Below are 16801 nucleotides of genomic sequence, written 5' to 3'. Positions count from 1 at the left end.
CCGGAAAACTTTGAGAAGTTATTTATAGTTTATCATTATTGATTGTTGTTCTCCACTTGATGGGTTATTTAGCCTCTTTTTCGGGATTATTGACAATGGAAAACAATTTTTGGTTTACCTCTTTATCTACCAATTTAAAATAATAAGATTTTCTTGTTTCATTTTCCTGACCAAAGTTGTGAAAAACCGTGGCCTTTATATACGTTGGCAGATATGACTTGTTTCCAAAGTATTTCAAATTTACCTGCCAAACCCCTCTGAACATTTCATCTATCATAAATTGCTTGGATGAAAACCCCTTGATTTTTTCCAGATTGATTTGTTCGCTATTTTTTTCATACGTATGGCTCCATGTATAGAACCTGTTGTCAGGATTAACAAACTGTAGGTCAAATTCAGCTTCACCATTATTCCACTCCAATAGCACCCTTGACCCCGAAAAATTGTCATACATGCCAGTTTGTATGGTTGTATTGGACATTTCCGCAGAATTCGATTTCAATACATTCTGAAACTCTGTTTTTATGATGGCATCTATGCCTTCCTCTTCTTTTACCGAAGTGTCCAGGTTTCTGGATACAATATATCTGGAATAGATTTCCAAACTTTTCTTAAAATCGCCATTAGTATAGTGGGCATTGGCCAAATCCCGAAACGATTGCCCATGTCGCGGTCTTTTTTTGAGCACCTCTTCATAGATGTCAATGGCGCTCCCATAATCGTTATTTTTCTCATACCAATAGGCAATGGCCTTTAAGGTATTCGGGTTGCTTGAAAATTTTCCTTTGGCCATGGAAATTATTTCCTCCGATTTAGACGCTGCTCCTCGCGACATGAAAAAATCAGCGGCATCCAAGAAAAAATCAAACCGGTCTCCCCTGATCAACCGTTCTTTTTCAAAAATCGCATAAGCTTCTTTAACGGAACTTGAATTTTGAAAATCCAGCAAGTATTGGGGTTTGGTGGTATTTTCAAATCCGTGGACATCGGATGGTTCAAAAATATTGTTTCTCACTTTTGCAAAATCGAACGGATTGCTTGTTCCTGTTTCATAAAGCGCATTTCCAGATTTTGTGTTGATTATGATAAGTCCACCGCTGGCCTGTCTACCATACCTTGCCCCAGCACCTACGGAAGGGATCACAGCAATACGATCAATGTTCTGTACAGGAATGAAGGTGGGCACACCTTGAAAAATTGTTCCATCCACTTCAAAAGCAGCGGGGGGCGAAGTGGAGATGCCCCTACCTCCCCTAAGGTAGACCTGTGGATTGGTGGGGTCGTTCGGGGAGCGCACCACGCGCATTCCGGGCACCCTTGCTTGTAGGGCAGTTAAGAAGTCTATTCCTATGGCAGCCAAACTGTTGCCATCAATGACCCGCATGGAATAACCAATCTTGTCTTTGTCCATAATCCCGAAGGCCGTTCGGATCAGGTTTTTATTGTTCTGGTATTCTTTCTGAAGTTCTGCTTCTCTTTTGATCTTTGTTTTTTCCACAATCACCTCATCCAATTCCTGAATTTGGGGATACATTTCGATGTTCATTATGGAGGAAACATCTTCCAAGATCAATCTAACGGTTTTTAATCCCATTCTTGTAAAAAGCAGGGTCTGGTAGGGTTTGGCCATTATTTTATATTTTCCTTCCCTATCTGAAACTGTTTTAACGGAGCTGTTTTCCACCGTAATGTTTACATTGGGTAGAGGTCTGTCCCCATCGGTTACTCTCCCCGAAATGGTAATTGAAGACTCTTGCGCCGTTACTTGAAAACAGGCCAGCACAAACATCATTTTTAAGATGATGCGGGCTAAATCCATATTGTATTTTTTTGTGGCATACGCTTATAATTTAACCATTATTTCAATACGTTCTTCAGCGTTCCAACAAATTCCGCATTAAGTACGACAAAGACATAACCAACCTATTCTTTAGTGAGGATTTTACACGATATCCATACGACCCTGTTCAAAAAGATTAAAGACCATATTCAATTTCCAGTTTTCCTTTGGTTGCCCTATAGGGATCAAAAGTCCAAATAACATTTTCAGTCCCGTAATAATCCCCATTTATTAACGTATCTATTGTTCCATATAGATTCATGTCATAATACCCTTCTCTTTGGATTTTGATAGTATCGTTGACATTGCCTTTAACTTTTATAAAGTAAGCAACATAGCTTTTGTTTTCATACGGGATAAGGGTATCTACTCTTTTTTTAGAGAAATCTGTAATAACAAACTCCCTGTGATCTCCGCAATTTTTACAATCACAGGACAAGAATAAGATGGATAAAACAAAACTTATTAATACCTTTTTCATTTTGCTGATGTTAACCTTGGGAAACTATCCCTATACATATGGGAATCACTCGCTGCAATAGCCAAAGGTTCCGTAACCAATCTATCTATTATTCCAATCGTTTTAAGGTAATTGTCCGAGGAATGACAATTTTATATTCCCCATCCTTTTCAAAGAAAACGCCTTCTTCCTCGTTCCACTTGTTGACCAAGACTAAATCATTGCCTGCAAACATCAATACGGGTTGGTCAAAGACTCCTAAACGGCACTTGTTATACACATAAAACATAGTGGTAATAATCTCTAAATGACCTGCATAAAGACAATTTTCTGTGCGTATTTTATCAAGGGTATTTAATATCTCCGTCCCATTACTAAGATATTTTAAGGTAATTAGACAGGTATCATAATAAGCATTTTTGTAACCGAAAATATTCTCTTCATATTTTTTTTTAAAAATTGGTGTGAATTTCAACACAAGTGTATCCTTCCCACTTCCCCAAACCCAATTACCTTCAAGTCTTTTATAACTGTTACTAAAATCCTTAATATAGAAATCATCTTTTACTCTTTTAATAGGTTTGAGTAAAGCATGTTGATCATATAGTTTTAAGTTGGAATTACACCCCAAAAAAAGTACAATTGTACCCAATATAAAAAAACGTTTCATTTCGCATCTAATTTCTATGGTCTAACCCATTTGTTTTTTGATTCATCAAATTCGAATATAACCAACCCATAATCTTTTAATATGGCATGAAGACGTTTGGCGGCCAATCCACTATCTATATTTGAATTTATCGGATCATTTTGATTACCATATTTAAAATTCAACAACAATTCAAAAACTTCCAGATTGTCCTGAAAGTTGCCCTGCTGCATGGTGGCTAAATGGGATGCGAATATACTCTGATCCGCAATCATTATAGCATGCAAATCATTGTCCGGAGTCATCAAGATAAGGTTAAAGGTATCAAGATCCTGGATAAGGTTGGCGTTTGCCAAAACAAAAAAGTTAAGCACGTCTGCAGGCGAAAAGGTTTTTAGAAGCCGACCATCTGTGGGGTTACCGGTATTGGCTTTAAGGTAATGGTTGTGAAAAAGAGAGGTAACAGGTGAATTGATGGGATTCTGCAAGATAATCTCGCCTTGGTTGATACCAGATTCTCCCAAAAAAGTATAATTTATGGGTGCATTGTTGGTTATGGTGCCAGCATAGAGTTTTTCCTTACTATTTGATGAAGCTGCCGTGGCTGCTTCCAAAATAGTTTTGGTGGTCTGAAATGAAGGGCTTTCGACGATATCCTTCAAAAACTGCCTATTTCCAAACTCTTCAAAAATATCCGTAATTTCAATGCCTTCCATCATATCAAGGGCAATATCATCCGAAATCTCCTTCGCCTCATTACTCTGTCCTTCCCCCTCCACAAACTGGTTGATGGGGATACAGACCGGGATTACCCGGTGCGAAAGCCAAAGGTAGCGCGACCAATCTACAGGTACCGCCAGGTTAAGGCCTATATTTAGTGATTAACCTAAAAATTAACTAATCAGTACATTTCCAAAATATCGGTTGACTTGATGTACCATTGCTCATCTTTTTTGCAAAAAATTTGTAGAATTGAACCACCACCTGCAACCCCTCTTCCTGTTATCATTATCAAATGATCGAAAAATAGATAGGCTTCTGACTCATTGGTGAAGATTGGCTCTGCCAAATTAATGAGCACATACTCTTCTAAAGTACTTGCATTATTATAAACTTTTTGGTCAATAAACAACGACCTTACTTTATCACATGCTTTTTTGGTAAATGTAAAACGATTCTGTTGACTTTTAAGTTGACCCAGTATCTCAGAATCTATTAAATTTGAGCTTTCCAAACCTGAAAGCAAAGACTCAGACATTCTAAATTCAAACTTTATCACAACAGGATAGTTCTTTTTTTCTATTCGCTTTGCTAAGGACAATAAGTATATGTCACAAGAATCCGTATTTGTATCCTGTCCATACGCAACTAGCTGAAATAAAAAAAAATATGCAGCAATCATTAATTTCATTAAGTCAAAAATAATTTAAAAACCTCCTGTTCGTTTAAAAATAATTTCATAATTATCCCACCAAATCTCCTCATCAAAAAGCTCTCCCTCAAACAATTTCCCAACCTCATTTTCATCGCAAAATCCACAGTCCAACCAACCATTACCCCAGAAAGAATCCCCATAAACCGTATCTCCCAAATGGCTATACTCATGTAAAATTGTTATTGCTATAAAAAAACTCAAGGCACTTGAAGCTTCAATACTAGGGGCATTCTCCAGTGCTAGCACCAAACCAGTATCCAAATATAATTTATTAAGCTCAGAAGAATCAAAAAAGCCTCTGTAGGAACCGACCTTATCGCCATCTAAATCTGTGATAACAATTTCGGGGCCTTTTCCCCATTGAAGGGCTTCTTTTATAGTTTCTTTTGGGGTATCTGTATAATCATGAATCAGATTGACTACAATTTGATTATCTGCTATATTAGGCAATTCATTCTTTAAATATTCCGTGAGTCTTGGATAATCTGTTTCATAAGTGCTATTTTCAGGATACTTGACCAGAGGGTTATAATTGATCATATTTTCCTGCATCATTTTTAATTGTGCATTTGCCACCAAAGTCTTCGCCTCATTACTCTGCCCATGTCCCTCCACAAACTGGTTAATGGGGATACAGACCGGGATTACCCGGTGCGAGAGCCAAAGGTAGCGCGACCAATCTACCGGATTGGCAAGGTTTAGGCCAATATAACCACTAGTCTTGTTTAAAATCATCAAGGTAAAGGTGGTCAAGGTGGCCATGGAGCCTTCGGGGATCTCGCAATCCCCCGCCTTTGCAGTAAGGGTGCCCTTGTTGCTCTGCCCCGAATTTGATTGGTCACAATTATTCACATTCCAACCTGCACCATCCAAATAAGAAACACTGGTACAAGGCATCCCTAGGTAGTTATTCTGTTGCCTAGTATCTTGGTTTATTGTAGCCGTTGTAGGCGGAAAGGTTTTTACCTGAACATCTCCCTGCCCATAGGTCGTCGCAAAGGTCCCGTCCAGATTTTGGCTAGTGGCATATCCTGTACTCACTTCGGTATTGCCGTTTTCATCTGTGACCGAGATATTGAAGTTATAGGGTACCGTGGTCACATGCCCAGTTTGGAAGTTGGTGGTCACCGTGACCCCAAAGCCACTGGTCTGTATAGATCCCCCTGGTGGCACGGTGGGACCTCCCCCGCTGGCCCCCTCCAATATAGCCACTGCCGCAGTCCCCTGTACCGGAGGCCGTCATTTTGAGGTTTTCATCAAAGAACCGTTCAAAATTGTAGTAGCTGTACTTGGCATTGAGTCTTTTAAGGTCGGTGCCACCGTTCATAAAATAGTCCATATCTTCCTGCTCCAAGGCATACCGCACCACAATGGGATCTTTGATTTCGCCATCCGGCGTCTTCCCCACCACAAGGTTATAGAACTCGTTTGGCCCAGCGCCCTTTACATCCAATGCAAAGGTATAGTTGGTATTGGAGCCTTCATTCGCCACTTGGGCAATGCTGTCCAGAAATACCTCGTAATCCTTGGCGGTGATCTTATTACCCAGACCTAGACCCGATTTGGATACCTTGCTGCCCATACGCTTCTCCAGACTGCCAATGACCTCTGGGATATCGTCCATGTTCACATACGACCTGCTGTTGAAGCTAGAACGGGGCACTTCTGTGATTGTTTCAGGAGAATCCAACTCTAAATGGGGTTCTTCTTCACAGCTTAAGAATGTCACTACCAGCAACAATGAAAAGGCGAGATAAGGAAGTAGTTTTTTCATTTTCTTGATGTTTTGTTTTTTACTCCATAAATGTAGTTTTTTACATCAAAAAATGTAGTCCAATTTGACAGATGGCCTGTATGGTTTTATGGATGCCCTATTTTGTCTTATGAATGGTAATTGCCTAATCTGTATTAGATTGTATTCGAGGTATTACATACAGTTGGGTCTGCCTACCGTTTACATATCTAAATCCTTCTTCCCCAAAAAAACCAGCTTCTTCCAGCATAATACGGATATCCCGCTTCCATTCCGGGATGTTTACCGTGGCATTGAGCTCTATCGCATAGACTGTATTTGGATTTAAGGGATAATTTTCGCCATCATCCTTCATGACCCCTCCTTGGGCATCCCACATACCAATGGTAGTTCCTGCCGAGTGACCGTAGGTGCCCAGCGGATGGGTGTAAATGGCAGGTTGTAGGCCTGCATCCTTGGCATCTTGCAAGGCTTTGGCCAGTATTTGATTGCCGGTCCTGCCTTTTACCATGTTGCTCGTTAAAAAATCCTGTACGCGGTTTCCATCATAAAGGGCATTCACCAAATAGGAAGGGGCTTCTTTTTCACCGGGTTTCAATACATAGGCCAACTCCTGGCAATCTGTATTCAATCTTAGATAAGTAATACCAAAATCACAGTGCAACAAATCCCCGGGCAGTATCACCATATCGTCTGGGCGTCCAGAAAAGGAATACAAATGCCCCACCAATTCCTCACTGCTACGTTGGACATCCACCGTTGGATGAAACCAAGTCTCCAACCCTAAATCTGTCACCTTTTGCCGCATCCACCACTCAACTTCAGTGGTTGTGGTAACTCCGGGAGTAATCACTTTTTCGGAAAAAGCCTCGGCAATAATGGCATGGGTTATACTTACCAATTGGTTATAAATGATCATTTCACGTTCGGTTCGTGTTTCTATCCAACGCACTGCCAATTGTTCCGCAGAGCTTACACGGGAATGGAACTTTTTGGGAAGATGGGCCATGAACTCATCATAATCTGTTTTGTCCAGACCGTCTGCAATATTGTGGTCTTTGGAAAAGTTCAACCCTATTTTACTGGGGTTTCGTTCCGAAATCAACTCCATCAATCGCTTCCACTGGTTAGGTTCCTTTTCCTTATCCCATGCCGAAACAATGCTTTTTCCCACATTGTATCGTGCCACGGCCAATTTATCAATAGTGTTCTTTTCCTTATTCCGATAAAACAACAGAATAGTCCTTCGCCTAGCATTCAGCCATGTAGCTGGTAGCATGGTGCGAAGCACAGGGTCTTCATTGTATTCCCGTGAAATCACAATCCACATATCCATACCCACGTCATCCATAAGTTTTGGAAGCAGATTGTTAAAACGGTCTTCAAGTAGTTCGTCCACCACCCTTGCCCGTTCCACCTCTGGTAGAATTTGTTGGGAATGCAGTAAACAAAGTGGGAATAAAACGAATGCAATAAGTAGTCTGTTCATTGAGCTGATTTTGGTTGAAGTTACAAAATCCCAAAATAAATTTTCCAAATCTATTTCTGAAGGGATTCAACCACTGGAATATTTCTTTCTGACTAAAAATCAAATGCTTACCTTAGAAGTCAAAGAACCCCACCGCTTAATGGAACAAGGATGAAAAAGATTGGCTTATTACTTTTTTTTATTTGCACCTCAAGTTTGGCACAAACTAAAATCGAGGGGGTCATCCTTGATAAAACGAGCCAACAACCGTTACCCTATTCCACCATTACCATTTTTGGGGAGAAAACCCATCACACCATTACCAATGAAGATGGCAAGTTTGCCGTGGAGGGTTTTATCCAGAAAGATTCCATGGAAGTGAGACATTTGGGTTATAAAACAAAGAAAGTGGCCTTGGTGCACTTTAAGAATGAGGCCAACCTTTATCTAGACCCCGATTTTTCCAATTTGGACGAAGTGGTACTCACGGCTGGGGAAGATAAAGAATACCCATACATCTTATTGGACAAAATTGTGCAGAAATATCGACAGCAAAAGGAAGCCACCTCAAGCAAGGCTTTTTTAACATTGACTTCTTCCGTAAGAGGAATTCCCTTGGAACAGATAGAAGGCTTTTATAATAGTGAACAAAGTCTGTCAGGTGGTATCACGGGTCTTACTATAAAAAGTGGGCGATTTGGTTTGAACAAATCATTTGCATTCTATAGTCTGGACAACACCCAAATTTTAAGTGATTTTACTTTTTTTGAAGAGACCGGCCAAATATTGCCTGACCATCCTGGTAATTTGAACTACAACTCCCTTAAAAGGAAATATACGGTAAGAATTGACGACTGTAGCTCCTGTACCCAAGAAGAAGCATCTCTATCGTTTACCCCAAAAAATCCAAATGGGAGGCTGTTTTATGGGAAAATGATAGTGGATTATGAAAATTTAATTGTCAAAAAAATTGAGCTTGGCATCAAAGACCCCGTAACCAACGCATTGACCTCCATTAATGAAACCGTTTCCCTTACCCCAATGGAAATTGAGTTTAATATTGTTTTTAATCCCTTGGATTTTGGGAAAATACAGTATTTGGATTTCTCATTTCAGATGGATTATAAGTCGGGAGATGTTTCAGAAATAATCAATTCCCGAACATTCATTTATTTCTATGATTACAATAGGTCTTTTGAGGAGCCGTATTTCACCAAAGACATTTCCTTTAGCAATGATTACGATAAAATAATCGCCCTGCAGGCATCCGATGATTTTTGGGAGACCAATTACCAATACCCAAAAAGTTTTAGTGAACAAAGATCTTTGGACTACATGAAAGAAAACGGGTTCTTGATCAATTATGACAGCTATATCCCCATTGATGATTTAAGTTATGCACGGCCATCGGTTCTTTCATGGCATGAGGACAAACGTTTTGCCTGGGACCATTTGCGGGATGCCGCAGATAATGATCCCAAAGGGATACAAGGCGATAAGCAATATAGAACAGGAAAAAACTATGACTCTCCTTTTGATGTTCTGAGAAAAACCACAGGACCTAAAGGGAAAAACCAAATCAACATTGGTTATATGCTGGATCTATATTGGGACTTGGCAGGAAACAGAAAAATTATAGGGAGGACCTTATTGGATATTGGCTCTTCCGAGTTTACTCATGAGCACACCAAGAACAAGCTTATTTACATTAATTTACTCTTTGATATCTATGAGATTTATAGACGGTTGGCGAATTCCAGAATAAAGGATGGAATGACCTTTACTGAAATGAAATCCATTTACGACGAGATTTATGAAGGAGCCAATGTAGAGGCCAAAAACATGAGCAAGGAAACTGATTATGGTGATAACCTTGAAGCCTTGGCAAAATGGAATGGCAGAATAAAGTCAAGATTGGATATTGATAACTTTTCTCTCCTTCGATAAATCTTCTACACTATTTTCTTCTATCCCTTGCTTTCAAATAAAAAACCTTATTTACCTAATCCGCCTGTAAAGGTGTTTATTTTCACCAAACCGTTACCATCATATTCTTGGGTTAATTTTAGCACCCGTGTTTCCACTCGCTGCGTTGGAAGGCCGTAATCAAAAAAACTGGTTATCCGCAAATATGTAGGAGCTTTATCTCCACTCTCATAATAGAGCAGGTTTAGCAACCACTCCCCTTCCAAGGCATCGTTCAGAAAAAATTGGGTGCTGGCATATCCTCTATCCATTTCGTCTTTATGGGATTTTATTTCCCATGTTTTGAAAGATGAGTCTGGGGATTCCAACTGAAATCCTATCGTAACATCGGGATTGTTCCAAGACAAAGCAATTCGGGTAGCTGAAGTCTCCCCACCCATGGCTTGGCTTATTTTTTCCAAATTAGGTCCAGTTTTATTGGATGGTACATATCCATAAGAGTCCGTGGTCATGAAGAGATCTGTACGGTATGCATCAAAAGGAATACCTTCTTTGGTTCTCAAAACTTGATAATCTTCATAAACTTTAGTAGTCTTTTTAGGATTCATCCTTTCGGCATAGGCTCTGGCCACATCACAATAGGATTGTGCAGACAATGGGTCTTTCTCCAATACTTCCAAGAAAACCTCCAAAGCCTTATCATGCTTGCCCAACATAGCATACCTATATGCAAGGCCTCTTAAAGCTGGCATGTTTTGGGAAAATCTTTCATGTACTTCCTTAAGTATGGTATTTGCCACCTTTTCATCCTTCCAACGCTCTCTAAAATAGTAGGCCATATCCATTGAAAAATAGGAATCCTCCATATGATCTCCTTTGATTTTCTGGAACAATTCCATTGCTTTTTCTTCAGAGGAAACCGCTCCAAATACTTCCATATACTCTGGGATCGCAGGAACATAATTTGCCTCATCAAACAGTTTGTTCATATTATTGCGGACATCGGAGCTGGAATACTTTTTGCCATATCCCAGTTCATCCATTTCGTTTTTGCCCTTGGTGTTGATCACTATGACTCCGCCAACACCCCTTGGCCCATATCTATTTACAGCAGCATTACGCTCAAGAATGGCCACGCGATCAATATCTGCTCCTGACAAATAGGTCGGCGCAGTTTCCTGTACAAAACCATCCACATCAAAAATAGCCTTGGGCTTTCCAAATCCTAAAGAATCATGTGAAATGGAACCATACGCGAAATCCCGCAAATAGACTGTCACATCATCGGCAAACGGAGGCCTTACCACTCTCATGTTAAAATGATAATTCTTCAAAGAGGTCAAGAAATCCGGACCAGCAGCCAATAAATTATCACCATCAATAATTTCCAAAGCCGTAGAAGAACGCTCCTTGTCCAACATTCCAAAGCTGGTCTTTATCAAATTTTTGTTGGTGGGATACTCTTCCATTAAATCCTTTTGGGTTTTACGCTTGTTCTGTTCAATGACCACTTCTTTTAGCTTCGTTGTTTTTGGGGAAAGGATTATTTTAAACACTTCGTCAATGTTCAATATCTCAATTTCAACATTGCCATACCCTACTGCAGAAAACACCAAAACCTCCCCTGTATCGGCATTCACCGAGAACTTTCCTTCTTCATTGGTCTGCACTCCACGCTCTGTACCCTTCACTACGATGTTCACGTCTGCTATGGGTGTTTCCCAGACATCGGTAACCCGTCCGGTAATCATCCTATCTGTAGCTTGGGGGTAAAGTGGCCAAACAACCCACAAAACCAAAAACAATACTATATTTTTCATTTTTCCGAGGTTTCGGTTATAACTGATTAAAAATCAGTTATGAAGATATAAAAAATGTTGGTTTTCTTGTGATTAACAAACAAGTATGTTTTTGATTGGGTTCAATTATAAGTAGGAAAGTGCCCGAAGGCGCTTTACTACATACTGTTCATATAGGATTTTACAAGTCGTATAAATTCTGCCCTATACCCTTCCTTGTCATTCGAAATACCCTTCTCAGCTAAAATAACTACATCATTAAGGGAACTATTATTGGTAAACTGCGATTTACGCAAGTGAAGCCCGAACAGTGCTACTGATGCAACAAAATTAAACTCCGCGGAAGCTTCTGTCAATTTGTTTTCAACCACATGGCTTATTTCCTGACTTTGATGTCCATCTGGATTTTTATAGCGCAGTTTAACCGTAAACAATTCATTCTGAACTCCATTGGACTCAGTTCGCGTGTATTTCAAATCATGTACGGGTTTAAGGTACGGGTTATCATTTCCCACAGGGATTACTTCATATAATGCAGTTACCGTATGCCCACTTCCCAATTCCCCAGCATCTTTGGTATCATCTATGAAATCCTCATCGGCCAACATTCTGTTCTCATAACCAATCAGTCGATAGCCTTTTACCGCAATTGGGTTAAACTCCACTTGGATTTTCACATCCTTGGCAATGGCATACAAAGTTCCCCCAAACTCTTGACCAAATACCTTTTGTGCTTCTTGCATGGTGTCAATATAGGCATGGTTTCCGTTTCCCTTGTCGGCCAACTTTTCCATTTTTGAGTCCTTATAATTTCCCATTCCAAAACCCAAAACAGAAAGAAAAACTCCTGACTTGCGTTTTTCTTCAATCAACCTAACCATGTCCCCGTCACTTGAAGGACCAACATTGAAATCACCATCCGTAGCCAAGATTACACGGTTGTTTCCATTTTTAATGAAGTTTTGCTCCGCAAGTTTATAGGCCAATTCAATACCTGCCCCACCTGCGGTTGAACCACCTGCTTCCAGATTCTCAATGGCTTTCATGATTTCTTCTTTTTTGTTTCCCCGTGTGGGTTTGAGCACTTCTCCTGCGGCCCCTGCATAGACCACTATGGCTACTTTGTCCTTCTCACGTAATTGATTTACCAATAGTTTAAATGCGGATTTAAGCAATGGCAGTTTATTTGCATAGGACATGGATCCAGAAACATCAATCAAAAATGTGAGGTTAGATGGCGGTAATTGTTCATTGCGATATGTTTTACCCTGGAGACCTATCTTTACCAATTTGGTATCTGGATTCCAAGGCGTTTGCACCACTTCGGTATGGATTGAAAAGGGATGTTCCGTGGGTTCAGGATAATCATAGCTGAAATAATTTACCATTTCCTCAATCTTTACAGCATCTACTGGAATCTTCTGTCCGTTGTTTATCATGCGCCTTATATTGCTATATGATGCTTTATCCACATCAATGGAAAACGTAGATAATGGACTTAAGGCAACCTGCTGAAACTTGTTCTCCGTTATCTTGGCATAATTCTCGTCGTTCTCAATTTGGTAGTTTCCTTGCTTGGTCGTAATAACAATACACCCACCACTTGCCGAAGAACCGAACATCTTACGTGCTTTGGCACCTTTATAGACATTCATTTTATCAATAGTTGCGGGTTCCAATTTTTCAATGACACCATTATTCATTTTTTGAATGGGCACCCCATCCACAATATAAAGGGGCATTTCATCCTCATTAGTTGGAATAGCATTCACATTGAACACTTTTTCTGGGGCCGAGACTGATTCATTGTTATTTGCAATTTGGACCCCAGAAGTACTCCCTTGAAGAGCTTGGGTAATGGACTTATGATAGGCTTTTTGCTTTTCCTTTTTCAACTGCGCCTTGGATTTTACGCTTGAAACTGAATGTGTCAAGCTCCTTGTTCTTTGCACACCATAGCCCATAATAACCACTTCTTCCAATGCTTGCACATCCTCTTCAAGCTGTACGTTAATGGTACTGTTGAAACCAATTTTTACAGTTTTGGACTTAAACCCGATATAATTGAAAACCAAGGTCTGGCCTTGGTATGCAGAAATACTATACTTTCCATCAAAATCTGTTTGTGTTCCCTTTTTGGTTTCCTTTACAATGATGTTTACACCGGGCAGGGCTTGTCCCTCACTGTCGGTTACCACTCCACTAATCATTCTTCCTTGAGCAGAAACAGTGAAGCCAACCAAAAATAAAATCAGTAAGAATATTCGATTTTTCATAATTGACATGGTTTTTAGATTCACTACCAACCTATAATCAATTAAGCCAATACAAAACCACCAATTAGTATTTGGGAAAAAACGAAACGTAAAACCGTACTTTGAATGAGTTTAGGAAAAAACTTTTTTTAAGGTTTTGGTGCGATCTACCTTATTGCTTTTGGTTTCAACAAAGGATTTTATATTGAAGACTTCCTTTGGGACTTCGTATTTATTCAAACTTTTCAAGCTACTTATCGTTTCAAACAGATTTTCTTTATCGAATTGGGTTCCTTCTATGATTAAAACCAACCGATGACCCAGTACTTTATCCGGCAAACCCGCAACAAAGAAACGAAATGGTATAATCGGGGCCAGTTTTCTTTCAATCTGTTCGGGAACCAATTTTATCCCTCCAGAATTTATTATGGAATCATATCTTCCCAACCATTCAAACTTGTTTTTGGATACCATGCTCACCAAATCGTTGGTCACCACCTTTTCATCAGAAATGTCAGGAGCCTCAATGGTTAGGCACCCTCTTTTATCTGTTGAAATTTGAACCCCGGGAAGGGTTTGAAAAAAATCGGAACATTGGGGGCCATTGATGGCTTTTACGGCGATATGGGTTATGGTCTCCGTCATCCCGTATGTTTCAAAGCAGTTGGTGTGAAGGGTTTGTAAATCCTTTTTAAGAGTTGAATTCACTGGAGCGCCACCAATGATCAATAGGTCCACCCGATACAATTGCTTCAAGGAACTTTGTACTTGAAGTGGGACCATGGCAGCAAAATCATACTTTTTTTCTGAATCCAACAAGGGAGTTGAAGACGGTTCCACATAATCCAACTGCCAGCCTAAGACCATAGCACGCACTAGCATCATTTTACCGGCAATCCCTGAAAAAGGAAGGCAAAGTAAGGCTATTGTTCCTTCCCTTAGCTTAAAATATTGACCGGTTGCCAAAGCAGAATTGACCATGTGCTCCTTCTTGAGCTTAATGCTCTTGGGTGTTCCGGTTGAACCAGAGGTTAGAACGGTCAAAGTAGGTTTGTCTGATAACCAGTCCAATAAAAATTCCCCCATGGCCGTTTCAAAAGAATTTCCCTCATTGACCAGAGTGTTGCCCAGTTTGGAAATCCCTAAAGGCGAATAGGAAACCCCATTGAGCTTGAAATCTGAGTGAATTTTATGCCAAACTGGATTCTTCATGGGTAAGTGTCGCGAATTCTTCCTTGGTCATAACTTTTCCGAACAATCGTTGTTTCCAATTTTTCCACCCATATTTTTTTGAGAAGAACCATAACAGTAATGGGAAAATCACAAAAACGGGGATCAGCACGTCCCATCCCAAGGCTGGTTCTGAAATATCCTTATAAACAGAATTGGTCTGAAAAGCAGTCCAATCTGCCGTGACCAGCAAAGCTGTGATTAAATTGTTTGCCGCATGGAATCCCAATGCCAACTCCAATCCTTCATCCATTAGAGTCAATATGCCTAGAAAAAAACCTGTTCCAATATAGTAGACCAAAACACCATGACCCAGTTTTTCCACTTCGGGATTGGCAATGTGCATCAATCCGAATAAAGTAGACGTAACCACCAAGGGCACCCATCTGTTCTTGGCCAAAATACCTATTCCCTGCATCATATGTCCTCTAAACAAATATTCTTCAAAACTGGTCTGCATGGGAATAAGAACAATGGCAATGATGGCCAAAGGAATAAACTTTGCCAAATCAAAATTGAGCACATACTTATCTGGAGATGCATAAATATCGATTCCTGTGAGGATGAGGGTAAGAACCGACCATAATCCAAAAGAGAAAAAAACCCGTTTCCAGTCCACCTTCTTTCTGGAAGTGGTCAACGAAGTGATGGATTGTCTATGTACAAGATAGGTCCATCCCAAGACCACCAACAATCCGGCGGCTAAAGGCAATAGCAGAAATATCAGTACAATATTTGAGCCCATTTGTGCAATGAGTTGTTGCATGGTATCCTCTACACTCACCGGCGAATTTACCGTAATCACATAGTTAAATACCATAAAACCCATGAATGCCAAGGGTATCACAAAAAATTTCCATAATCCGATTTCCCCTCTATAGCCTTGTTCTATATACATAAACTTTTGATTAGATTATTTTCCCATTTCTTCCGAGCCCTATAGCTCAATGTCCCTTGATCTACCACCAAAGGACTTTCAAAATTGTTGGTATACAGGCTTCCTGTACCCAAACCCTGCGGCATGGTGTTTCCCAAAGTGTATGTCCATTGTGCAATGGCATTCAGACCAATGTTGCTTTCCAAAGCACTGGTAATCCACCAACCCACTCCATGCTTCTCAGCAAGGGTAATCCATTCTTGACTTCCAGAAAATCCGCCCACCAAACTTGGTTTCAAGATAATATATTGTGGCCGTATGGTCTGCAGCAATTTTTCCTTTTCTGAGGTATCAAAAACGCCGATTAGCTCCTCATCCAAGGCAATGGGCAGCGGTGTGTTTTTACAGAGTTCTGCCATGGCTTTTGGTTGCTGTTGTTTGATGGGCTGTTCTATGGAGTGAAGCTGATATTCTGACAGTTGTTTGAGTTTTTCCAAAGCTTCTTTGGGTCCAAAAGCACCGTTGGCATCTACACGGAGTTCAATTTCATCTGGAGTGAAATGTTCACGAATTGAGGCAAGGATGGAAAGCTCCTTGCTGAAATCAATGGCACCAATTTTCATTTTGATGCATTGGAAACCCTCTTTTAATTTTTGCTCCAGTTGGGAAAGCATAAAAGCTTCATTTCCCATCCAGATTAGCCCATTTATGGGTATAGGCGCTTCATTTTGGGTAAATTCAGAAGGAAACAATTCAAAAGGATCACTGGATTTTAGGGACAAAAATGCTTGTTCCAATCCAAACTGAATCGAGGGAAACTCCCTCAAATTTTGCAGAAGCTCCTCTTTTTTCAAATGAATATGGGCACAGGTCCATTGCAACTTATCTTCATAGCCTGGAACGTCATCCACGCTCAACCCCCTTAAAATACCACATTCACCAATACCCTGACGCTCTCCGTCCCGAAGTATCAAAAACCAGGTCTCTTTTTGTGTGAGTACACCACGTGAGGTACCACTGGGCCTTTTAAAGTTTAGCGTGTACTTTTTATAATATGCCTTCATCCTATGGTTTCAAATGTAACCATATTTGGGAAGCTACGCTGCAAA

At 40.2% G+C, this 16801-nt stretch carries 14 protein-coding genes; 1 reads left to right on the top strand and 13 read right to left on the bottom strand.

Annotation, left to right across the window (positions count from 1 at the left end):
- Window positions 1–64: 64 nt before the first annotated feature.
- From EZV76_RS14710 to EZV76_RS14680, 8 genes are all read right to left on the bottom strand, one after another.
- On the bottom strand, window positions 65–1819 hold the full coding sequence (locus EZV76_RS14710; RefSeq protein WP_136567331.1) for a DUF2135 domain-containing protein: 1755 nt from the start codon (window positions 1817–1819) through the stop codon (window positions 65–67).
- Window positions 1820–1976: 157 nt separating this feature from the next.
- Window positions 1977–2321, bottom strand: coding sequence for a hypothetical protein (locus EZV76_RS14705; RefSeq protein WP_136567330.1), 345 nt, complete (start codon window positions 2319–2321; stop codon window positions 1977–1979).
- An 88-nt stretch (window positions 2322–2409) separates the two neighbouring features.
- Complete coding sequence (locus EZV76_RS14700; RefSeq protein ID WP_136567329.1) at window positions 2410–2970, bottom strand: DUF6705 family protein; 561 nt, start codon at window positions 2968–2970, stop codon at window positions 2410–2412.
- 14 nt (window positions 2971–2984) lie between these two features.
- Complete coding sequence (locus EZV76_RS14695) at window positions 2985–3728, bottom strand: hypothetical protein (protein WP_136567328.1); 744 nt, start codon at window positions 3726–3728, stop codon at window positions 2985–2987.
- Between the two features lie 122 nt (window positions 3729–3850).
- Window positions 3851–4360 carry a hypothetical protein gene (locus tag EZV76_RS14690; RefSeq protein WP_136567327.1) on the bottom strand — a complete coding sequence of 170 codons (510 nt, stop codon included), beginning with the start codon at window positions 4358–4360 and terminating at the stop codon, window positions 3851–3853.
- A gap of 15 nt (window positions 4361–4375) precedes the next feature.
- A complete protein-coding gene (locus EZV76_RS17330) occupies window positions 4376–4924 on the bottom strand; it encodes a hypothetical protein (RefSeq protein ID WP_236640935.1) in 549 nt (182 codons plus the stop codon).
- A gap of 541 nt (window positions 4925–5465) precedes the next feature.
- The gene (locus tag EZV76_RS17325) at window positions 5466–6158 is read right to left on the bottom strand and encodes a hypothetical protein (protein WP_236640934.1); all 693 of its coding nucleotides are present in this window, start codon (window positions 6156–6158) and stop codon (window positions 5466–5468) included.
- Between the two features lie 124 nt (window positions 6159–6282).
- On the bottom strand, window positions 6283–7626 hold the full coding sequence (locus EZV76_RS14680) for a M24 family metallopeptidase (RefSeq protein ID WP_136567325.1): 1344 nt from the start codon (window positions 7624–7626) through the stop codon (window positions 6283–6285).
- Between the two features lie 195 nt (window positions 7627–7821).
- Here EZV76_RS14680 and EZV76_RS14675 point away from each other — a divergent pair, with 195 nt between their 5' ends.
- Window positions 7822–9552, top strand: a complete 1731-nt coding sequence (locus EZV76_RS14675; protein ID WP_161594427.1) for a carboxypeptidase-like regulatory domain-containing protein — start codon at window positions 7822–7824, stop codon at window positions 9550–9552.
- Window positions 9553–9599: 47 nt separating this feature from the next.
- On the opposite strand, the gene EZV76_RS14670 is transcribed toward EZV76_RS14675, so the two are convergent.
- The 5 genes from EZV76_RS14670 to menC all read right to left on the bottom strand — a co-directional run bounded on the left by EZV76_RS14670 (window position 9600) and on the right by menC (window position 16756).
- Entirely contained in the window at window positions 9600–11351 is a 1752-nt protein-coding gene (locus tag EZV76_RS14670) for a bacterial transcriptional activator domain-containing protein (protein WP_136567323.1), read from the bottom strand.
- Window positions 11352–11488: 137 nt separating this feature from the next.
- The gene (locus EZV76_RS14665; RefSeq protein ID WP_136567322.1) at window positions 11489–13606 is read right to left on the bottom strand and encodes a VWA domain-containing protein; all 2118 of its coding nucleotides are present in this window, start codon (window positions 13604–13606) and stop codon (window positions 11489–11491) included.
- Between the two features lie 111 nt (window positions 13607–13717).
- Window positions 13718–14797 carry an AMP-binding protein gene (locus EZV76_RS14660; RefSeq protein WP_136567321.1) on the bottom strand — a complete coding sequence of 360 codons (1080 nt, stop codon included), beginning with the start codon at window positions 14795–14797 and terminating at the stop codon, window positions 13718–13720.
- A complete protein-coding gene (locus tag EZV76_RS14655) occupies window positions 14775–15713 on the bottom strand; it encodes a CPBP family intramembrane glutamic endopeptidase (RefSeq protein WP_136567320.1) in 939 nt (312 codons plus the stop codon). The genes EZV76_RS14660 and EZV76_RS14655 overlap by 23 nt, the downstream gene beginning before the upstream one ends.
- Entirely contained in the window at window positions 15704–16756 is a 1053-nt protein-coding gene (gene menC / locus EZV76_RS14650; protein WP_136567319.1) for an o-succinylbenzoate synthase, read from the bottom strand. Before menC ends, EZV76_RS14655 begins: the two co-directional genes overlap by 10 nt.
- Between the last annotated feature and the right edge of the window lie 45 nt (window positions 16757–16801).

The organism is Flagellimonas alvinocaridis, from assembly GCF_004916895.1.
Lineage (GTDB): Bacteria > Bacteroidota > Bacteroidia > Flavobacteriales > Flavobacteriaceae > Flagellimonas > Flagellimonas alvinocaridis.
This window is presented reverse-complemented; position numbering and strand designations above follow the sequence as displayed.